Origin of the sequence: Rhodoferax mekongensis (assembly GCF_032191775.1) — a bacterium.
Classification (GTDB): Bacteria; Pseudomonadota; Gammaproteobacteria; order Burkholderiales; family Burkholderiaceae_C; genus Allorhodoferax; species Allorhodoferax mekongensis.
Window position 1 is genome coordinate 942470 of sequence record NZ_CP132507.1, and the last position, 18001, is coordinate 960470.

Genomic DNA, 18001 nt, shown 5'->3' on the forward strand with positions numbered 1-18001 from the left:
GCGCTGCGGTGGGTGGGGCTATGGTAGGGGCAATCAGGCGCATGGCTGCGGACGTGTGTGCCTTCGCGGCGTAGCTTGTCCGGCCCGGACAGCAATTTGGCCGCCCAAGCGTGTTTAGCCCAGCGGGCCGAGGTCGTCCCCGTAGCCTGAGAGGCTGTCACCGTGGGCGTCGGAGTCGGAGTCCGAATAGCCGCCCCCCTCATGTGCTCCGCCTTTTCCACCCAGGTGTTCGAAGGGCAGTGCTTGCTTTACCAGGATGATGGTGCACGGGGCTTCCATGGCCACCTTGATGGGCACGGTGGCGACAAATCGCTGTGTTTTGAGGCCGTGGGTAGCCGCACCCATGACGATGACGCTGACGTTGTTGCCGCGTGCATAGTCCAGCAGCGCTTGGGCGACGTCACTGCTTTCCAGCACGTGGCAAGAGATTTGATGGCCCGGGTAATCCAAGGGCTGCGCCCATTGCCGCAAGGTGTTCAGGTAGCGGCGGTGCACCTGTGTTTCGCTGCGGGCTTCGTCCGAGGCGCTGGTTTGACCGCCAGAGATGACGGTGACGCAGGCCAGCCGAGCACCGGGGCGGGTGCCCAGTGATCGGGCCACAGCCTGACGCAGGCTGTACAGGGTGGCATCGGTCGCGTCTTTGTGGGGGACTGCCACCATGACGATGGGCACCTCTTCCACCTGCTGTGCGGGCACCGGGCTGGGCTGGTAGTGCATGCCCGCTGCCTTGATCCAGCGTTTGAAGTGGGTGCTGAAGGGCGTTCCCTCCACATTGGTGCCCCGGCGGGTGACGTGCACTTGCGTGGGGTGCGCCAGATCAAAGGCCAGGTGTGCAGCCGAAGGGTAGCGCTTGGCGGCTTCAGGTTCGAGGCAGCGCAGCACCACCTCTTGCAACCATGCGGGTACGTCCGAGCGGCGCTTGCGTGGCGGCACAGGGTCCATCCACAGCCGCTGGCGCAGCCCAGCGCTGGTTTGTGGTTCGCCGAAGGGCAGCTCTTCGGTGCACAGCTGGTAGAGCATGACCCCGATGGCGAATACATCGCTGCGCGGGTCGCCCCGCACCCCCACCACCTGCTCCGGGGCGATCCAGGCCGGCGAGCCCACTGCCTTGCGCAATTGTTCGGCCAGCAGATCCGGAAAGTGGGCGTTGCAGGACAGGCCGAAGTCCAGCAGGACGGCACTGCCATCGTCGCGGATGAGCACATTGGCCGGCTTGAGGTCCAGGTGCACGGTGTTCTGCTGGTGCAGTGCATGGGCCGCCCGCGCCACTGCTGCTCCGAGGCGGGTGATCTCCGCAATGTCCAGAGGTTGCGGGCCCTCCAGCCAGTGCTGCAGCGTGCGGCCGTGCACATATTCCATCACCAGGTAGGGCACGTGCAGAAGGTCGCCGGCCGCTACAAATCGGGGCGTGTGCGGCCCACTCAGGGCCTGCATGATCTGGCATTCCACCTCGAAGCTGACGATGTTTTCTGCGCCGTCGCCTGCAGTCATGCGGGGCACTTTCATCGCCATCTCAAAACCCGGACCCGGCCTGCCATCGGAATACACCACTTGGTAAATGTGGGCCATGCCGCCCGAGTGGAGGCAGGCCTCAATACGGAAGCCATCCAGTATTTCGCCGGGCTCCAGCAGTTTCACCGGCCTTCCTCCAAGCGCTGGGCGAAGAACTCAGGCAGCCCTGCGTGCCGTATGGCAGCGGCGGCTGCGTCATGGTCGTAGGGCACGCGGTGGTAGGTGAGTTGTTGGCGCTCGGTATCAAGCAAGGTGTACATGGCTTGCGGGTTGCCGTCGCGCGGCTGGCCGACTGAGCCCACAGTGCTCAACCACTGCCGGTGTTTGGGGACGGGCACCGCGACTCCGGCTTGCGGGGTGAACTTCATCAGTCCGTCCGTGCCCCGGTAGTACAGGCTTTGCAAGTGCACATGGCCACCGAACACGTACCGCACATCCGGGAAGGCACTGGCGGCATTCAGGCTCTCGGTGGCACTGCGCTCGTCGTACACATAGCGCCAGAGTTCGGGCGCCTCCACGCTGGCATGCACCAGTAGCACAGTGTCCATGTGGTGGGTGAGGGGCAGGGCGGCCATCCATTCCCGCTGGCTGTCGTTGAGTTGATGGTGTGTCCAGTCCGCGGTGCTGTCACCCAGCGTCTTGGCCACTGGGGGCGGATTGACGGCCATGTCGTCATGGTTGCCCTTGAGCACGATGGCACCTTCTTCGGTGAGCAGCATGATGCGCTCCACCACTTCGGCCGGTTGTGCGCCATAGCCCACCATGTCCCCCAGAAAGGCGAAGCGCTGCGTCTTTTGCGCACGCGCATGCGCCAGGCAGGCGTCCAGCGCCTGCAGGTTGCCGTGAATGTCGGACAACAAAGCCAATCTCATCCCGTCTCCATCTCTGTTCTTGTCATCATCGCTGCATCATGCCTTGCCGGGCTGACGGCAAGTTTGCAGAATGGAGGTGCTTGGCCAATTGATGCAGGTCAATGTCTGCCCTGCAGGGCGGCCTTACAGTGGTTTTATGCGCAAAGTCAAACTGCACAAACTCGTGATCGGTCGCCGTGGGCTCATCTATTCATTGGGCCTGTGCATGCTGATTCTGGGGTTGGGCGGTTTGGGCTTTTGGGCTTTGGAGCCCAGGGCGGAGACTTACAGCGATGGCCTGTGGCTGGCTTTCACGACCGCCGCCACGGTGGGCTACGGAGATATCGTGCCCAGTACGCATGCATCGCGCTTCTTTGCCGTGGTGGTGGTGCTCATGGGGCTGGCGGTGCTGTCCCTGGTGACTGCATCCGTGGCGGCCATGCTGGTGGAAGTGGAGGAGCGGGCGGTGGACAGTGAGTTGCTACGCGAGATCCACGCCTTGCGGCTGGAGGTGCGTCATTTGCGCGATGAAGTTCACACCCTGCGGGAAGAAGGCCCCAAAGAAAAAACCGGCACACCCTAAAGGGCATGCCGGCGTGTGGGCAGGAGCGCAAGGGCGCCAAGACGCCGCTGCGAACCTTCCTCTTAGACCACGGTGATCTTCACTTCGATGTTGCCGCGGGTGGCGTTGGAATACGGGCACACCTCGTGAGCCTTGGCAACCAGGGCTTCTGCAGCAGCTTTGTCCATGCCGGGGATGCTGACTTCCAGCGCCACTTCAATGCCGAAGCCCTGGGGAATCTGGCCGATGCCCACCGACGCGTTGATGCTGGTGTCCGCAGGCAGGGCGATCTTCTGGGTGCCAGCCACAAACTTCATGGCGCCGATGAAGCAAGCGCTGTAGCCAGAGGCGAACAATTGTTCAGGGTTCACGCCGCCGCCGGGGCCGCCCATTTCCTTGGGGACAGCCAATTTCAGGTCCAACAGGCCGTCAGAGGTGCGGGTTGTGCCGTCACGGCCACCGGTGGACTTGGCGTGGGCGGTGTAGAGAACTTTGTCGATCTTGTTGACCATGGTGTTTTCCTTTGAAAAAACTGCGTCTGCAGCGGTGGGGTGGGTAAAACTTAGTGGTGTGCGGCGCTTATCTGGTCGCGCAAGTTTCGGATTTGGCCGGTGAGCGACATCAATTCCGGGATGGGGCAAGCGCTGGCCGCCACCACACAGGCCGGAATGCTGATCGCTTTGGCCTTCAAGGCGCGGCCTTCAGGGCTCAGAAAAACTTCAACTTTGCGTTCATCTTGGGCGCTGCGCTGGCGGTGCAACAGGCCACTGGCTTCCATGCGCTTGAGCAAAGGGGTGAGCGTGCCCGAATCGAGGAACAATCGTTCGCCCAGCGCAGAAACGCTCATGCCATCGGTTTCCCACAGTACGAGCATGACCAGGTATTGGGGGTAGGTGAGTTGCAACGCTTCAAGCAAAGGCTTGTACAGCTTGGTCATGGCCAGCGATGCCGAATACAGCGCGAAGCACAGCTGGTTGTCCAGCCGCAAGGCGGCATCGTTGGCAGGGAGTGTGCGTTTGCTTGGCATGGGTTGAATTGTAGCTGGCAATTAAATTGTGTGCAATTTAAATTAAGAAACCATGGTCACGTCGGGGACAAGGGTAAATCGGGTCTTGGCAGGGCGCAGCGCAGTGGCTAACGTGCGGTCTGGTACCGGACAAGGGGTAATGCACATGTGGGACTACATCATCATCGGTGGCGGATCGGCAGGCTGCGTGCTGGCAGCACGCTTGAGCGAAAACCCCGCCATTCAGGTTGCCTTGCTGGAGGCCGGGCCGGTAGACAAAAGCGTGCTCATCCACTGTCCGGCAGGTATTGCGGCGCTGGCGCGCAACGGGCAGGCCAACTGGGCCTTCAACACCACGGTACAGCCGGGCCTCAATGGCCGCCGCGGTTACCAGCCACGCGGCAAGGTGTTGGGGGGCTCCAGTTCGGTCAATGCCATGATCTACGTGCGCGGCCAGAGGGAAGACTATGACCACTGGGCAGCCGAAGGTAATCCGGGCTGGAGTTACGACGAAGTCTTGCCCTACTTCAAAAAGGCCGAAGACAACGCCCGTGGCGCGGATGCCTTCCATGGCACAGGCGGGCCGCTTCATGTGCAGGACCTCACCAGCCCGACCGACCTCGGACCGGCATTTATCCAGGCCGGTGTGCAAGCGGGCTACCCGCAAAACATGGACTTCAACGGGGCGGTGCAAGAGGGCGTGGGCATGTACCAAGTGACCCACAAGCATGGAGAGCGCTTCAGTGCCGCCAAGGCCTATCTGACGCCCAACCTCCATAGACCGAATCTGCATGTATTCACAGGGGCTCACACCACCCGCATCCTGACCGAGCGCAAGCGTGCGGTTGGGGTGGAGTTTGTGCACCAAGGCCACACCAAGCAGCTGCGCGCCAGCCGCGAAGTGTTGCTGTGCGCGGGCGCACTGCAGTCGCCTCAGATACTGATGCTTTCTGGCATAGGCCCGCATCAGCACTTGCTGGAACACCGTATTCCCACCGTGCATGACCTGCCCGGCGTGGGGCAGCAACTGCATGACCATATCGACGTCGTGCAAATGGTGCATGCGCCCAAGCTCACCCAAAGCGTGGGCGTGACTCCCGGCGGAATTGCACGCCTGATAGGCGCCACGCTGGAGTGGCGCAAACAGCGTACGGGCCTGTTAACCACCAACTTCGCCGAGGCCGGTGGATTCGTGAAAAGCCAGAGCGAGGAAAAAACGCCGGATCTGCAGTTCCACTTTGTGATCGCCAAGCTGGTGGACCACGGGCGCGGCACGGTGTTTGGCCACGGGTATTCCTGCCACGTCTGCCTGCTGCGCCCCATGAGCCGCGGCAGCGTGACGCTGGAGAGCAAGGACCCGTTCGCCGCTCCACTCATAGACCCGAACTTCCTGGGTGTGCGGGACGATGTGGAGCGACTGATGCGGGGCTTTCGCATCATGCGCCATGTGCTGCAACAGCCGGCCATGCAAGCGCTGGGCGGTCGGGAGGTGGCGGCCTCTGCCCAAGCTACCAGCGACCTGGCCATCGAGCAATTCATCCGCGATTACGCGGATACGGTGTATCACCCTGTGGGCAGCTGCCGCATGGGGCCGGGTGAATTGGATGTGGTGGACCACGAGCTGCGTGTCCACGGTATGGAGGGCCTGCGGGTGGTGGATGCCTCCATCATGCCCCGCATCGTCAGCGGCAATACCAACGCCCCGACCATCATGATTGCAGAAAAAGCGGCGGATTTGATCAAGGGGGCATGGGGGACGGCTTAATTGAACGAGGAGTGGTGAAAGGCGATGGTGATGACGGGCGGCACGCGTCCACTGCTGTCTAGTGGGAGGCGCTTTGTTCGATCAACCGCCTGGAGCGCTGCCTCATCCCAGGAAGGCACGCCACTGGACCTTAGTAGTCGGCGGTCCACAATGCTACCGTCGACGGCCAGGGTGATTTCCACCTCGGCGGCCTTGTTGACTGCAAGGGCTTCCGTGTAGACCAAATTGCGTTTCACGGCCGCGGCAATACGGCCAGCGTACTGCGCAGAAGGTTGGTAAGGCGTCGCCTCATCGGCGAGTGCAAGCGGAATGCCCTTGTCGCCGAGTGCTGCTGCCAACGAGAAGAGAGCAAGTAGGCGCATAGGCCGCATGACCAATCCCCTGTGCCCGCTTACTTCGCAAACCGCTTGCGCGTCAACGCCAACGCCACCCAGAACGACACCACCGCGTAGCCCACCAGTACCCCCAGATGCCGCATGGTGTCGGTCGGCCACTGGTCCATGAACAGTGGCCGTACCAGCGCCACGGCGTTGGACAGGGGCAGCCAGTCGGCCACCACGCGCACCGCTTGGGGCAGCTGTTCCAGCGGGAAGAACACACCGCTCAAAAACATCATGGGCGTGAGGAATAGCGTGAAGTAGTAGGTGAAAAAGTCGTAGCCCTTGGCCAGCGCGTTGAAGATGAGCGCAATGCAGCTGAAGGTGATACCTACCCCCAGCAAAATGGGCCAGGCCACCAGTAGTTTGGGGCTGTGGCTGATGCTCAGGGCCAGCATCACGCCCATGATGGCGGTGACGGTGAACAGCGACTTGAAGGCCGCCCACAGCATCTCCGCCAGCACCACGTTGTCGAGGCTCACGGGCGCGTTCATGATGCCGTCCCAGGTCTTTTGCACATGCATGCGGCTGAACGCGGAGTACAGCGCTTCAAATGAGGCCGATTGCATGGCGCTCATGCAAATGGAGCCGCTGGCCAGAAACAGGATGTAGGGCACTTGCTGCCCGTTCACCGTGATCTGCCCGACCAGCGCACCCATGCCGTAGCCGAAGGCGACCAGCCACATCAAGGGCTCGGCAATATTGCCCACCAGGCTGGGAATGGCCAGCTTGCGCCAGACCAGCAGGTTGCGCAAAAACACCGGCCAGAAACGCATGGATAGCTCGGGCGCGCGCCAGATGCTCTGAGGCTTGAGAAGTGGGGCAGTTGTGGGGGTGCTCATATCAGGCGTCCTCTCGGATCTGGCGTCCGGTCAATTTCAAAAACAGGTCTTCCAGATTGGCCGGGCGGTGCAGGGTGCGCAGCTGGGGGTGGGCTGCAAGCGCCTGCAACAGCGGCGCGGAATCCTGGGTGTAGAAGAACACGGTCTCGCCGCTGACTTCGACCCGCGCAGCAAGGTTGCGCAAAGGGCTGTCCACCAGCGCCTGAGCGCCTACACCAAACACCTCGACCACATCGGGCTCGAGGTGGGCAGCAATCAGGTCGCGTGGGGTGCCTTCGGCAATTTTCTTGCCATGGTCCAACACCAGCAGGCGGTTGCACAGGCGCTCGGCCTCGTCCATGAAGTGGGTGGTCAGCAGAATCGACTTGCCCTGCTGCAACAAGACCTGCAGCCGCTCCCACATGAGGTGGCGGGCTTGCGGGTCCAGCCCGGTGGTGGGCTCGTCGAGCAGCAGCAGCTTGGGGTCATTCACCAGTGCGCGGGCCAGGCTCAAGCGCCGGCGCATGCCGCCGGACAATTCGCCGGGCTTTGCATTGGCTTTGTGGGTCAGCGCCGCAAACTCCAACAGCTGCGGAATGCGAGCCTTGATCGCGGCATCCTTCATGCCGAAGTAACGGCCATAGACCAGCAGGTTCTCCGCGCAGGTGAAGTCCGGGTCCAGGGTGTCGAACTGGGTGACCACGCCCAGTTGCGCCTTGATGGCCATGGCCTCATGGGGCATTTGCAAGCCCATGGCCGTGATGGTGCCGCCGTCGGGCAGCGTGTGGCCCAGGCACATGCGGATGGTGGTGGTTTTGCCTGCACCGTTGGGGCCGATGACGCCCAGGCACTCGCCCGGTGCGATGTGGAAGGACAGGTCTTTGACGACCTCGGCATCGCCGTAGCGCTTGTGCAGGTGCTCGACTTGGAAAAAGGTGGAGTTCGGTGTTGCCATTATTGAAATGCCACTTCCGCAAAACTGCGCAGCTTGCGGCTGTGCAACTGGTCTATGCCTTGAGAACGCAACAGCTCCAGGGCGCGGATGCCGATGCGCAAATGCTGGTCCACCCGCTCGCGGTAAAAGTGGTTGGCCATGCCGGGCAGCTTGATTTCGCCGTGCAGCGGTTTGTCGCTCACGCACAGCAAGGTGCCGTAAGGCACGCGGAAGCGAAAGCCATTGGCGGCAATCGTGGCGCTTTCCATATCCAGCGCCACGGCACGGCTTTGGCTGAAGCGGCGCTGGGGCTGGTTGTCGGGCAGCAGCTCCCAGTTGCGGTTGTCGGTGCTGGCCACGGTGCCGGTGCGCATGATGCTCTTGAGTGCGCTGCCGCTCACCTGCGTCACATCGGCCACGGCTTGTTCCAAAGCGACCTGGATTTCGGCAAGCGCCGGAATCGGCACCCACAGCGGCAGCTCTTCGTCCAGCACATGGTCTTCGCGCACATAGCCATGGGCCAGCACATAGTCGCCTAGCTGCTGGCTGTTGCGCAGGCCCGCGCAGTGGCCCAGCATGATCCAGGCGTGCGGGCGCAATACGGCAATGTGGTCGGTGATGTTTTTGGCGTTGGCCGGGCCAACCCCGATGTTCACCATGGTGATGCCGGCGTTGTCGGCGCGCACCAGGTGGTAGCCGGGCATCTGGGGCAGGCGGGGGGCTCTTTGCCCAGTGCGTCTGCGGCCTCTGGCGGCAGACCGACCCGGCGGGTAATCATGTTGCCGGGCTCCACGAAGGCGATGTACTCGCTGTCCGGGTCCTGCATGGCTTTGCGGCCCAGCGCGATGAACTCGTCAATGTAGAACTGGTAGTTGGTAAAGAGCACAAAGTTCTGGAAGTGCTCCGGGCCAGTGCCGGTGTAGTGGCGCAGGCGGTGCAGCGAGTAGTCCATGCGCGGCGCGGTGAACAGCGACAAAGGCAGGGGCTCTCCGGGGCGGGGCTGGTAGGTGCCGTTGGCAATGCCGTCGTCCATGGCGGCCAGGTCGGGCAGGTCGAACACATCGCGCATCAGGGTGCGGCGCTCGGCGCTCATCTGGCCTTCCACATGGTCATGCTCGGCGAACGAAAAATGCACTGGAATCGGCTGGTTGCTGGTGGCCACCTCAATCTCGCCGCCATGGTTTTGCAGCAGCAGACGGAACTGCTCCAGGTAATAGCGGTGGTACAGGTCAGGCCGCGTGAGCGTGGTCTCGAACCGGCCGGGGCCTGCCACAAAGCCGTAGCTCAGGCAGGCAATGTCGGCGGCCGCCTTGCGGGACACGGTATCGGTGTGGATGCGCACCAGCGGGTAGCAGGCGCGTACATGGCCGCCCAGCTCTTCACCGGCCACAAAGCGCTGCATGGCCTGGCGCAAATGGCTGATGCTCTGGTCGTAAATGGCATGCACCTGGGCCAGGGCGGCGGCCGGGTCGGTAAAGCGGGCGGGGGCGATGAAGGGGGGCAGGCTGGTCATGCCCCCATTGTGCCGCTGGAATACGTCAGTAGCGCGGCGGACGGCGTGGAGTAAAGTGTGGGCTTCAAAATACAAGTGCGCCCGGTGACCGACCCCAAAGACTCCCGTTTCTCAGAAACCGGCTTCCCCTCCTTGCAGTGGGAGGACGAGGATTTGGACACGCGCCCCCTGCCGCTTAATGAGCGCCCCTTGCAGGCACAGATTGACCATGAAATGGCCATCATTGCGGAACACCACATACGCATTGCCTTGGCGATAGAGAAGTTTTGGGGCCACCGGGATTGCGTGGAATACATCCGCACCCTCATCCTGAACGGCGGCTATTCGGATGGCGCAACCAAGCGGGTTGGCTTCAAATCGGAAGTGATTTCGGCGCTGATCAATCTGACGGCGCTGCACCGGATCGAGTAGCACAAGCCTCGCAAATGCAGGCTTGGCCCCGCGCCTGTGCGGGAATGCGGCTCAGCAGTTCCGCACTGAAATCCACTTGGGTGCACCAGCATGGGCCCTGCGGCTGGCCGGTCATTTTTTCAATTTCCATGGCGCAACGGTTTCCCTGGCCGCACACAGGGCACACTTCGGGGTTGACGTTGGCAGCGGGTGTTTCAGACATGAAGCTTGCAGTGTAGCCAGACCCCAACCGCACCTCAGAGGAGAACCCCTTGGCCGTAGAAATAGAACGCAAGTTTCTGGTGACGGGCGATGCCTGGCGCAACGACAGTGGCGTGTTGTACCGGCAGGGCTACCTCAACCGGGACAAGGTGCGCACCGTGCGCATCCGCATTGCGGGGAATGCGGCCTTTCTTACCATCAAAGGCAAAAGCACCGGGGCGACCCGGGCTGAGTTTGAGTATCCGGTGCCCCTGGACGATGCGCAGGCCCTGATGGCCTTGTGTGATGGCCCATTGATAGAGAAAACCCGCTATGTCGTGCTGCATGCAGGTCACCGTTGGGAGGTGGACGAGTTTGCAGGGGACAACGCCGGTTTGGTGGTGGCCGAGCTGGAGCTGGGCACAGAGGACGAGGCCTTTGAGCGCCCCGCGTGGTTGGGTGAGGAGGTCACCCACGACGCGCGCTACTTCAACTCCAATCTGGCCACGCAGCCGATTAGTACGTGGAGTACATCCCATGAAGGCTTGGGATAAAAATGGCCTCTAGCGCTCATTGGGTTTGCGCCAGTAGCTCCTGTTTTTATAGCAAAATTAGCTCGCGCGGGTGTACCGGATGATGGGCCGTCAGAGCCTGCGGTTGCGCTTATTCGTCTACCGGCACGTACAGGTCGGACTTCATCGCATCGATCACCACATTGGTGGTCATGCGAATGACCTGGGGCACCTCGGCCATCAGCCGGGCGGAGAGGGCGTCGTACTCTTTCACGCTTTTGCTCAGGATGACCATCACCAGGTCCACTGCACCGGTCACGTAAAAAAGCTGCTGCACCTCGGGTTCTTTTTGCACCCAGGCGCGAATGCGGGGCAGGGCCTCGTAGTTGTCCTTGAGCTCGATGCCGGCGATGAACTGCATGCGCTGGCCTACGACCTGCGGGTCCACGATGGCCACCTCGGCCGTAATCACCTTCTCGGCTCGCAGCCGGCGCAAGCGGCGTTGCACCGCGGATGCGGACAGGCCGACCGCCTCGGCAATCACTTCTGCATTGACCTGGCAATCGCGTTGCACGAACTCCAGAATCTTGCGGTCAAAGGGGTCCAAAGGCGTTTCCATCGCTTGATTGTAGGTAAAAGGGGGTGCTGAGCCTGCGCGGCGCGAAAGCGCTTGCTTATGCGGTTTTCCCGCGTTCAATGTGGCGAATACGCCGCCTGGCGCCATTTCTTTTGCGGAAACTTGAGCTTCCTTTGCGTCTCAAAAACACGTTTTTGCGTACCTAACGCGAGGTGCCGGGTGGCAGGTGGCTATAGACAACATGTTGTTGTTTTTGGCCACCCGATGTGCTTACTCCGGCGCAGGATGTCGTTCCCGTGATGGGATGTGGTCTGCCGGTTGACCGGTGTTGTCTGGAGTAACGAAGAATGAATCGTCAGGTTGTGAAAGCTTTAGTGGGTGGTTGGTTGTTGGCCGCAGGTCTGGCCTATGCCCAGGATGTGGTGCGTATCGGCACCCTGTCTGACTACCCTCCCTTTGAATACAAGGATGCGTCCGGCCAGCTCAAGGGCATGGAAATCGAGTTGGGCAACGCGATGTGCAAGCACATGCAAGCCAAATGCGAATACGTGACCATGGACTTTGATGCCCTGATCCCTGCACTCAAAGCCAAAAAGATCGATGCCGTGCTGGCCCAGATGTCCATCACCGATGAGCGCAAGAAAGTGGTGGACTTCACCGACCTGTTCACCCTGGCACCGGTGCAATACGTGGCCAAGGTAGGCTCCGGCATCAACGAAGACCCGGCCACCCTGCGCGGCAAGATAGTGGGCGTGTACAGCGGCTCCAATAGCGAGACTTACTTCAAGAAGCGCCTGCCCAAGGCAAAGTCCGGCATTGCCACCAAGTCCTACCCCAACCAGGACGCGATCTGGTTGGACCTGGAAGCCGGCCGCCTGAACACCACCTTGACCGACACCACTGTGGCCTACGAGTGGCTGCAAAAAACCGGCAAGGCCAAGGGCTTCGACTTCGCCGGCAAGCCGGTGAACGATGTGGAAATTTTCGGCGAAGGCACCGGCATCGCCGTGCGCAAGGGCGACGCCCTGAAGGCCCGCTTCAACGCCGCCATCAAGAAGGTGCTGACCGACGGCACCTTTGCGGCCGAGAACAAAAAGGTGTTTCCGTTTAGCATTGCTCCCGCTAGCAAGTAACTGACAGGCCGCCACCGCCCCGAGCGGGTGGTGGCCGCGCTTTCCCGGAGTCGAGATGGATGTTTTGCAGGCCTACACGGGCCAGCTGCTGCAAGGTGCGCTGATGACCGTGCAACTGGCCTGCGCCGCCTTGGTCTGCGGGCTGGTGTTGGGCTTGGTGCTGGCGGCTTGCCAGCTCAGCCGCCACACCTGGCTGCGTCGTCCGGTGGCGGTGCTCACCGGCGTGCTGCGCGGGGTGCCCGAGTTTCTGGTGGTGCTGGTGTGCTACTTCGGGCTGTCCAACCTCATCAACAACCACTTTGACAGTGCGTTTGACATCAGCCCGTTTTTTGCGGGCGTGGTGTCTTTGGCGCTGGTGATGGGGGCCTATGCCTCTGAGGTGTTTCGCGGCAGTTTTGTGGCGCTGGAGCGCGGGCAGCTGGAAGCCGCCCGCTCGCTGGGCCTGAGCCCGGTGCAAACCTTCTTTCTGGTGCGCTTGCCACAGGCTTGGCGCATCGCCATTCCCAGTCTGGGCAACCTCTGGCAATCCCTGCTCAAAGACACCTCGCTGGTGTCGGTGGTGGGCCTGGAAGACTTGCTGAAAAAGTCCAACATGGCGGCGCAGGCTTCGCATCAGCCGTTCCTGTTTTTGATGGCGGCAGCCGTGATGTATTTCTGCCTGCTGGCGCTGTCTGACCCGCTGGTCTCCGCACTGGAGCGGCGTGCGCAGCGCCCTTATCAGGCCCACCGCAGCTAGCCATGGACGCCTGGTTCACCGACATCCTCGTCCTGCTGCAGGACAACCGCGCCGAGCTGTGGGAAGGCTTGATTGTTACCCTGCAGCTGTGGGCGGCTTCCGGAGCCGCCGGTTTGGTGCTGGCGCTGGGCTTGGCTCTCGGCGCGACGCATGGCGGGCCGGTGCTGAAGCGGCTGGTGCGTGTGTACAGTGCGGCCTTTCGCGGCACGCCGCTGCTGGTGCAAATGTTCCTGCTCTATTACGGGCTCAGCCAGTTTGAATGGGTGAGGGCGTCTGCTGCGTGGGTGGTGCTGGAGGATGCGTTTTACTGCGGGCTCATCGCCTTGACGCTCAATATAGCTGCCTACATGGCCGAAGACATTCGCGCCGGCCTACTTGCCGTTCCCTTGGGGCAGCAGGAGGCGGCCCGCGCCTTCGGCATGCCGGGCGGCACGCTCTTGCGCCGCATCGTGCTACCGCAGGCATTGCGCATCGCCACTCCCGCTTTGGGGAACGAGGTGGTGTCCTTGCTCAAAGCCACGGCGCTGGTAAGCACCATCACCGTGTTTGACCTGACCGGTGTGGCCCGTCGCCTGTCCACCGAGTCGTACACCACGGATGCGCTGGTGCTGGCTGGCGTGGTCTATGGCGTGCTGACCCTGCTGATTTCGGCGGGTGTGCATTTTCTGGAGCGACGCCGCAAAAGCCACGCTGCGTGAGCTGCTTGTGTGCACAGAGGCCTGGCAAATTGCCGCCGCAGCGCGGGCGCTTTGTCTAAGCTCATCCTCGAATTTTTGAATGATCCCCATGATGCTGAATCCCCTGAATAGTTTTCTCGCCCACGACCGCCTGATGGTGCTGGACGGCGCCCTGGCCACCGAGCTGGAGCGCCGTGGCGCCAACCTGAATGACGCGCTGTGGTCTGCCAAGCTGCTGATCGAACAACCCGAGCTCATTCGCGCGGTGCATGCGGACTACTTTGCCGCCGGCGCCGATGTGGCCACCACCGCCAGCTACCAAGCCACCTTTGAAGCGTTTACCCGCCGTGGCATGAGCCGGGCGGAGGCAGCGGATTTGATGCGCCTGTCGGTGACTCTGGCCTGCGAGGCGCGCGATGCCTTCTGGGCCGAGCCCTCGAACCGCGTGGGGCGCCTGCGTCCGCTGGTGGCTGCCTCGGTAGGCCCGTATGGCGCTATGCTGGCCGATGGCTCGGAGTACCGCGGCCACTACGGCCTGAGCCGTGCCGCGCTGGCCGACTTCCACCGCGAACGCATGCAGGTGCTGTCTAGCTCTGGCGCTGACCTGCTGGCCTGCGAGACGATTCCGTGCCTGGACGAAGCTTTGGCGATTGCTGATGTGCTTGCAGAGCAAAACAACATGACTGCGTGGATCAGCTTCTCTTGCAAAGACGGCGAGCACAACGTGCAGGGCGAGCGCTTGGCAGACTGCGTGGCTGTGCTGGAGGCCTACCCGCACATCGTTGCCATCGGTGTGAACTGCACGGCGCCTGAGCATGTGGCCAGCTTGGTCGAGCAGGCAAAGGCCCGCACCACCAAGCCGGTGCTGGTCTACCCGAACTCCGGTGAGCATTACGACGCCGAAGGCAAGGTTTGGACCGGTGCTTGCAACCCGGCGGATGCTTACGCAGAGATGGCTGCGCGCTGGCAAGCCAAAGGGGCCCGCATGATTGGTGGCTGCTGCCGCACCGGCCCGGACGACATCCGCGCGGTGCGCCTTATGGCTGCCGCCTGAGGCATTTAGGTATGAAATGGGCCTCTAGCGCCCATGGAATATCCGCAAGCAGCTACTAAAAATGTAGCGGCTTCGACTTTCGCTGAGGCTTTACTGCGCTGCCGGCGACAGCGACATCACCCACTGCGCTATCTGACGCGCTTGTTCCTCGCTGAGCTGCGGGTGGCGGGGCATCAGGGCCCGGCCCCATTCGCCGGCTCCCCCGTTGCGAATCTTTCCTGCGAGGTAGTCCACCGCATCGGGTCGGCCCTGGTAGCGGGCAGCGACTTGGTTGAATGCGGGGCCGACATAGCGCCTGTCTACCCCGTGGCAGCGAATGCAGTCGGACGCGTTGACGGTGGCCAATCCGGCTGCCAGCGTGGCGGGGGTAGCCGGAGAAGCTGTCACCACTACGGTGCTGGCGCTCGCTGTTGTGACAGCAGAACTTTGACTCGCTTTGCCTTCGCTGCTGCCCGCCTGCAACGTACGCCACCCCACCATCAGCATGCCTGCAACGACCACCACTACTGCCACGATAAGTGCCGCTGCAAGCCAACGCGGTCGCTGAGGTGGGGTGTCGTCTTCCGGGTGCATGTGGGAGGTCTCTGGAGATGGGGTGCCAGAGTGTGGCGCGAAAGCCATGGCATGGTGAGGTGCGGGCCTTTATTGCAGTCTCTTCCATCAACAAAAACGGCACCCTCGGGTGCCGTTTTTCTGGAAGGCTGGCTTACGCCGCTTTTACCTTCAAGCGCCAAGCATGCAGCAAGGGCTCGGTGTAGCCGCTGGGCTGCGCCAATCCCTTGAACACCAGCTCAGTCGCTGCTTGATACGCCGCGCCCTTGAATTTGCCCACCATGGGGGTGTAGAGCTTGTCGCCGGCGTTTTGCTTGTCCACCTTGGCAGCCATGCGCTGGAAGGTTTCTTCCACTTGCGCCTTGGTGACCACACCGTGGTGCAGCCAGTTGGCCATGTGCTGGCTGCTGATGCGCAGGGTGGCGCGGTCTTCCATGAGGCCGATGTCGTTGATGTCGGGCACCTTGGAGCAGCCCACGCCTTGGTCCACCCAGCGCACCACGTAGCCCAGGATGCCCTGGGCGTTGTTGTCCAGCTCAGCTTGCTTTTCGGCGTCCGTCCAGTTGGGCGTGGCGGTCACGGGAATCTGCAGCAGGTTGTCCAGAATCCCGGGGCGGGCTTTCTCGTAGTTGGTCTTTTCCAGTTCCTTCTGCACGTCGCTCACCAGCAACTGGTGGTAGTGCAGGGCGTGCAGGGTGGCGCCGGTGGGGCTGGGCACCCAGGCGGTGTTGGCACCGGCCTTGGGGTGGCCGATTTTTTGCTCCATCATGGCCTTCATCAGGTCGGGCATGGCCCACATGCCCTTGCCGATCTGCGCCTTGCCGCGCAAGCCGCTAGACAAGCCCACCAGCACGTTGTTCTTTTCATACGCCGCAATCCATGCGCTGCTTTTCATGTCCGCCTTGCGGATCATGGGGCCGGCCTGCATGGCGGTGTGCATCTCGTCGCCGGTGCGGTCCAGGAAGCCCGTGTTGATGAAGGCCACTCGGCTTTGGGCGGCGGCAATGCAGGCCTTCAGGTTCACGCTGGTGCGGCGCTCTTCGTCCATGATGCCCAGCTTCACGGTGCTGTCGGGCAGGCCCAGCATCTGTTCTACGCGGGTGAACAGCTCGGCTGCAAACGCCACTTCTGCGGGGCCGTGCATCTTGGGTTTGACGATGTAGACCGAGCCTTTGCGCGAGTTGCGGATGGCGTCTTTCTTGGTCTTCTTGAGGTCATGCAGGGCGATGGTGGTGGTGACCACGGCGTCCATGATGCCTTCGGGGATTTCTTTGGTGCTGCCGTCCGCTGCGGTGTAGGTGATGGCCGGGTTGGTCATCAGGTGGCCCACGTTGCGCACAAACATGAGGCTGCGGCCGTGCAGCTTGACTTGCCTTTTGCCGTCGGGCGCGGTGTACACGCGGTCGCCGTTCAGACCACGGGTCAGTGTTTTGCCGCCCTTGTCAAAGCTCTCGACCAAAGTGCCTTGAAGAATGCCCAGCCAGTTGCCATAGGCCAGCACCTTGTCTTCAGCGTCCACCACAGCCACGGAGTCTTCCAGGTCCAGGATGGTGGAGAGGGCTGCTTCAAGCACCAAGTCGCTTACACCTGCTGCATCGGTTTTGCCGATGGGCGTGGCGCGGTTGATGATGATGTCCAAGTGTAGGCCGTTGTGAATCACCAGCACGCTGGAAGGATCTTTGGCAGAGCCCTGGAAGCCCACGAACTGGTCCTTGTCGGCCAACTTGGACGTGCTGCCGTCCTTCAGGGTGACGACCAAGTCACCGCCCTTGATGGCGTAGCCGGTAGAGCCTACGTGTGAGCCTTTTTTGAGCGGTGCGCAGCGGTCCAGCACGTGGCGAGCGTATTCGATGACTTTTTTGCCGCGCTTGGGGTTGTAGCCCTTGGGGCCCACCTTTTCGCAGCCCTTGTCTTCGCTGATCACGTCGGTGCCATACAGCGCGTCATACAGCGAGCCCCAGCGCGCGTTGGCGGCGTTCAAGGCATAGCGGGCGTTCAGCACGGGCACCACCAGCTGGGGGCCGGCTTGGGTGGCCAGCTCGGCATCCACGTTTTTGGTGGTGATCTTTACCTTCTTGGGGCTCTCGACCAGGTAGCCGATTTTTTCCAGAAAGGCCTTGTACGCAGGCATATCAGTGATGGGGCCGGGGTTGGCTTTGTGCCAGGCATCCAGCTCGGTTTGCAGGCGGTCGCGCTCGGCCAGCAGGGCGATGTTCTTGGGGGCCAAGTCGGCCACGATGGCGTCGAACCCTTTCCAGAACGCCTCGGGCGTGATGCCGGTGCCTGGCAAAACTTTGTCCTGGATGAAGCTATGCAGGCTGGTTGCTACCTGAAGGCGGTGCTCAGTAGTGCGGGGTGTCGTTGTCGTCATGGTGGGCCTTTCAAAGGAAGGGGCGGTCAACAAAGTGAAAACAGGTCGCGCGAGGGGGAATGTCCTCAGGCTATGGATGTACTGTATTCCATCCTTTGCAGATTACTATATGGAAGAATATCAATCGATTTGTGACTTTTCAGGATGTAGTTCATGCCCATACGCCATCTGGTGCTGCTGAAGTTCAAAGCCGACACGGAGCCCGCACAGGTGCAGGCCATAGAAGCCGCGTTTGCCGCATTGGCAAGCAAGATCAGCGCCGTGCAGAGCCTGGAGTGGGGCACCGATAACAGCCCCGAAGGCCTGGCCAAAGGCTTTACCCACTGCTTCAACCTCACTTTCGCGGATGAGGCCGGCCGCGCAAGCTACCTGCCACACCCCGATCACTTGGCGTTTGTGGAGATTTTGAAACCCACGTTGGACGACGTGCTGGTGTTGGATTACGCCGTGTAATTTG

20 protein-coding genes and 1 pseudogene are annotated in these 18001 nt (G+C 61.9%); 9 read left to right on the forward strand and 12 right to left on the reverse strand.

Features of this window, described 5'->3' with window-relative positions; all coding sequences use genetic code 11:
- Positions 1–114: 114 nt before the first annotated feature.
- Positions 115–1638 carry a bifunctional serine/threonine-protein kinase/universal stress protein gene (locus RAN89_RS04455; RefSeq protein WP_313868440.1) on the reverse strand — a complete coding sequence of 508 codons (1524 nt, stop codon included), beginning with the start codon at positions 1636–1638 and terminating at the stop codon, positions 115–117.
- Positions 1635–2384 carry a metallophosphoesterase family protein gene (locus RAN89_RS04460; protein ID WP_313868441.1) on the reverse strand — a complete coding sequence of 250 codons (750 nt, stop codon included), beginning with the start codon at positions 2382–2384 and terminating at the stop codon, positions 1635–1637. Before RAN89_RS04460 ends, RAN89_RS04455 begins: the two co-directional genes overlap by 4 nt.
- A 136-nt stretch (positions 2385–2520) precedes the next feature.
- Here RAN89_RS04460 and RAN89_RS04465 point away from each other — a divergent pair, with 136 nt between their 5' ends.
- On the forward strand, positions 2521–2946 hold the full coding sequence (locus RAN89_RS04465) for a potassium channel family protein (RefSeq protein ID WP_313868442.1): 426 nt from the start codon (positions 2521–2523) through the stop codon (positions 2944–2946).
- Positions 2947–3008: 62 nt separating this feature from the next.
- Here the strand turns inward: RAN89_RS04465 and RAN89_RS04470 are convergent, their stop codons facing one another.
- The gene (locus tag RAN89_RS04470) at positions 3009–3437 is read right to left on the reverse strand and encodes an organic hydroperoxide resistance protein (RefSeq protein ID WP_313868443.1); all 429 of its coding nucleotides are present in this window, start codon (positions 3435–3437) and stop codon (positions 3009–3011) included.
- 50 nt (positions 3438–3487) lie between these two features.
- Entirely contained in the window at positions 3488–3952 is a 465-nt protein-coding gene (locus tag RAN89_RS04475; RefSeq protein ID WP_313868444.1) for a MarR family winged helix-turn-helix transcriptional regulator, read from the reverse strand.
- A 145-nt stretch (positions 3953–4097) separates the two neighbouring features.
- Here RAN89_RS04475 and RAN89_RS04480 point away from each other — a divergent pair, with 145 nt between their 5' ends.
- Positions 4098–5696 (forward strand): GMC family oxidoreductase, encoded by a 1599-nt coding sequence (locus RAN89_RS04480; RefSeq protein WP_313869342.1) that lies wholly within the window; start codon positions 4098–4100, stop codon positions 5694–5696.
- On the opposite strand, the gene RAN89_RS04485 is transcribed toward RAN89_RS04480, so the two are convergent.
- From RAN89_RS04485 to RAN89_RS04500, 4 genes and pseudogenes are all read right to left on the reverse strand, one after another.
- On the reverse strand, positions 5693–6034 hold the full coding sequence (locus RAN89_RS04485; protein WP_313868445.1) for an energy transducer TonB: 342 nt from the start codon (positions 6032–6034) through the stop codon (positions 5693–5695). The genes RAN89_RS04480 and RAN89_RS04485 overlap by 4 nt on opposite strands.
- A 53-nt stretch (positions 6035–6087) precedes the next feature.
- A complete protein-coding gene (locus tag RAN89_RS04490) occupies positions 6088–6915 on the reverse strand; it encodes an ABC transporter permease (RefSeq protein ID WP_313868446.1) in 828 nt (275 codons plus the stop codon).
- A gap of 1 nt (position 6916) precedes the next feature.
- Positions 6917–7849 (reverse strand): ATP-binding cassette domain-containing protein, encoded by a 933-nt coding sequence (locus tag RAN89_RS04495; RefSeq protein ID WP_313868447.1) that lies wholly within the window; start codon positions 7847–7849, stop codon positions 6917–6919.
- A pseudogene (locus RAN89_RS04500) lies at positions 7849–9341 on the reverse strand (AMP nucleosidase). Before RAN89_RS04500 ends, RAN89_RS04495 begins: the two are co-directional and overlap by 1 nt.
- A gap of 57 nt (positions 9342–9398) precedes the next feature.
- On the opposite strand from RAN89_RS04500, the gene RAN89_RS04505 reads away from it, so the two are divergent.
- On the forward strand, positions 9399–9752 hold the full coding sequence (locus RAN89_RS04505) for a hypothetical protein (RefSeq protein ID WP_313868448.1): 354 nt from the start codon (positions 9399–9401) through the stop codon (positions 9750–9752).
- Here the strand turns inward: RAN89_RS04505 and RAN89_RS04510 are convergent.
- Positions 9721–9954 (reverse strand): cysteine-rich CWC family protein, encoded by a 234-nt coding sequence (locus tag RAN89_RS04510; RefSeq protein WP_313868449.1) that lies wholly within the window; start codon positions 9952–9954, stop codon positions 9721–9723. The two genes, RAN89_RS04505 and RAN89_RS04510, sit on opposite strands and share 32 nt — an antisense overlap.
- A gap of 49 nt (positions 9955–10003) precedes the next feature.
- Here RAN89_RS04510 and RAN89_RS04515 point away from each other — a divergent pair, with 49 nt between their 5' ends.
- Positions 10004–10486 (forward strand): CYTH domain-containing protein, encoded by a 483-nt coding sequence (locus RAN89_RS04515; RefSeq protein ID WP_313868450.1) that lies wholly within the window; start codon positions 10004–10006, stop codon positions 10484–10486.
- A gap of 109 nt (positions 10487–10595) precedes the next feature.
- On the opposite strand, the gene RAN89_RS04520 is transcribed toward RAN89_RS04515, so the two are convergent.
- Positions 10596–11063 (reverse strand): Lrp/AsnC family transcriptional regulator, encoded by a 468-nt coding sequence (locus RAN89_RS04520; protein WP_087497360.1) that lies wholly within the window; start codon positions 11061–11063, stop codon positions 10596–10598.
- A gap of 305 nt (positions 11064–11368) precedes the next feature.
- On the opposite strand from RAN89_RS04520, the gene RAN89_RS04525 reads away from it, so the two are divergent.
- The 4 genes from RAN89_RS04525 to mmuM all read left to right on the forward strand — a co-directional run bounded on the left by RAN89_RS04525 (position 11369) and on the right by mmuM (position 14621).
- Positions 11369–12154 (forward strand): transporter substrate-binding domain-containing protein, encoded by a 786-nt coding sequence (locus tag RAN89_RS04525; RefSeq protein WP_313868451.1) that lies wholly within the window; start codon positions 11369–11371, stop codon positions 12152–12154.
- 55 nt (positions 12155–12209) lie between these two features.
- Positions 12210–12890: an ABC transporter permease gene (locus RAN89_RS04530; protein ID WP_313868452.1), complete on the forward strand. Its 681-nt coding sequence runs from the start codon at positions 12210–12212 to the stop codon at positions 12888–12890.
- 2 nt (positions 12891–12892) lie between these two features.
- Positions 12893–13588, forward strand: a complete 696-nt coding sequence (locus RAN89_RS04535) for an ABC transporter permease (RefSeq protein WP_313868453.1) — start codon at positions 12893–12895, stop codon at positions 13586–13588.
- An 88-nt stretch (positions 13589–13676) separates the two neighbouring features.
- Positions 13677–14621, forward strand: a complete 945-nt coding sequence (gene mmuM / locus RAN89_RS04540; protein WP_313868454.1) for a homocysteine S-methyltransferase — start codon at positions 13677–13679, stop codon at positions 14619–14621.
- 90 nt (positions 14622–14711) lie between these two features.
- Here the strand turns inward: mmuM and RAN89_RS04545 are convergent, their stop codons facing one another.
- Positions 14712–15242, reverse strand: coding sequence for a c-type cytochrome (locus RAN89_RS04545; protein ID WP_313868455.1), 531 nt, complete (start codon positions 15240–15242; stop codon positions 14712–14714).
- Between the two features lie 85 nt (positions 15243–15327).
- Positions 15328–17544, reverse strand: a complete 2217-nt coding sequence (locus RAN89_RS04550) for a malate synthase G (protein ID WP_313868456.1) — start codon at positions 17542–17544, stop codon at positions 15328–15330.
- 153 nt (positions 17545–17697) lie between these two features.
- On the opposite strand from RAN89_RS04550, the gene RAN89_RS04555 reads away from it, so the two are divergent.
- Positions 17698–17997 (forward strand): Dabb family protein, encoded by a 300-nt coding sequence (locus RAN89_RS04555; protein ID WP_313868457.1) that lies wholly within the window; start codon positions 17698–17700, stop codon positions 17995–17997.
- Positions 17998–18001: the final 4 nt, after the last annotated feature.

What these genes read in the sequence shown, in the direction of transcription:
- RAN89_RS04460 (WP_313868441.1), bottom strand. Translation starts at nt 2,384, where the DNA reads ATGAGATTGGCTTTGTTGTCCGACATTCACGGCAACCTGCAGGCGCTG.
- RAN89_RS04465 (WP_313868442.1), top strand. Translation starts at nt 2,521, where the DNA reads ATGCGCAAAGTCAAACTGCACAAACTCGTGATCGGTCGCCGTGGGCTC.
- RAN89_RS04470 (WP_313868443.1), bottom strand. Translation starts at nt 3,437, where the DNA reads ATGGTCAACAAGATCGACAAAGTTCTCTACACCGCCCACGCCAAGTCC.
- RAN89_RS04475 (WP_313868444.1), bottom strand. Translation starts at nt 3,952, where the DNA reads ATGCCAAGCAAACGCACACTCCCTGCCAACGATGCCGCCTTGCGGCTG.
- RAN89_RS04480 (WP_313869342.1), top strand. Translation starts at nt 4,098, where the DNA reads ATGTGGGACTACATCATCATCGGTGGCGGATCGGCAGGCTGCGTGCTG.
- RAN89_RS04490 (WP_313868446.1), bottom strand. Translation starts at nt 6,915, where the DNA reads ATGAGCACCCCCACAACTGCCCCACTTCTCAAGCCTCAGAGCATCTGG.
- RAN89_RS04495 (WP_313868447.1), bottom strand. Translation starts at nt 7,849, where the DNA reads ATGGCAACACCGAACTCCACCTTTTTCCAAGTCGAGCACCTGCACAAG.
- RAN89_RS04510 (WP_313868449.1), bottom strand. Translation starts at nt 9,954, where the DNA reads ATGTCTGAAACACCCGCTGCCAACGTCAACCCCGAAGTGTGCCCTGTG.
- RAN89_RS04520 (WP_087497360.1), bottom strand. Translation starts at nt 11,063, where the DNA reads ATGGAAACGCCTTTGGACCCCTTTGACCGCAAGATTCTGGAGTTCGTG.
- RAN89_RS04525 (WP_313868451.1), top strand. Translation starts at nt 11,369, where the DNA reads ATGAATCGTCAGGTTGTGAAAGCTTTAGTGGGTGGTTGGTTGTTGGCC.
- RAN89_RS04530 (WP_313868452.1), top strand. Translation starts at nt 12,210, where the DNA reads ATGGATGTTTTGCAGGCCTACACGGGCCAGCTGCTGCAAGGTGCGCTG.
- RAN89_RS04535 (WP_313868453.1), top strand. Translation starts at nt 12,893, where the DNA reads ATGGACGCCTGGTTCACCGACATCCTCGTCCTGCTGCAGGACAACCGC.
- mmuM (WP_313868454.1), top strand. Translation starts at nt 13,677, where the DNA reads ATGATGCTGAATCCCCTGAATAGTTTTCTCGCCCACGACCGCCTGATG.
- RAN89_RS04545 (WP_313868455.1), bottom strand. Translation starts at nt 15,242, where the DNA reads ATGGCTTTCGCGCCACACTCTGGCACCCCATCTCCAGAGACCTCCCAC.
- RAN89_RS04550 (WP_313868456.1), bottom strand. Translation starts at nt 17,544, where the DNA reads ATGACGACAACGACACCCCGCACTACTGAGCACCGCCTTCAGGTAGCA.
- RAN89_RS04555 (WP_313868457.1), top strand. Translation starts at nt 17,698, where the DNA reads ATGCCCATACGCCATCTGGTGCTGCTGAAGTTCAAAGCCGACACGGAG.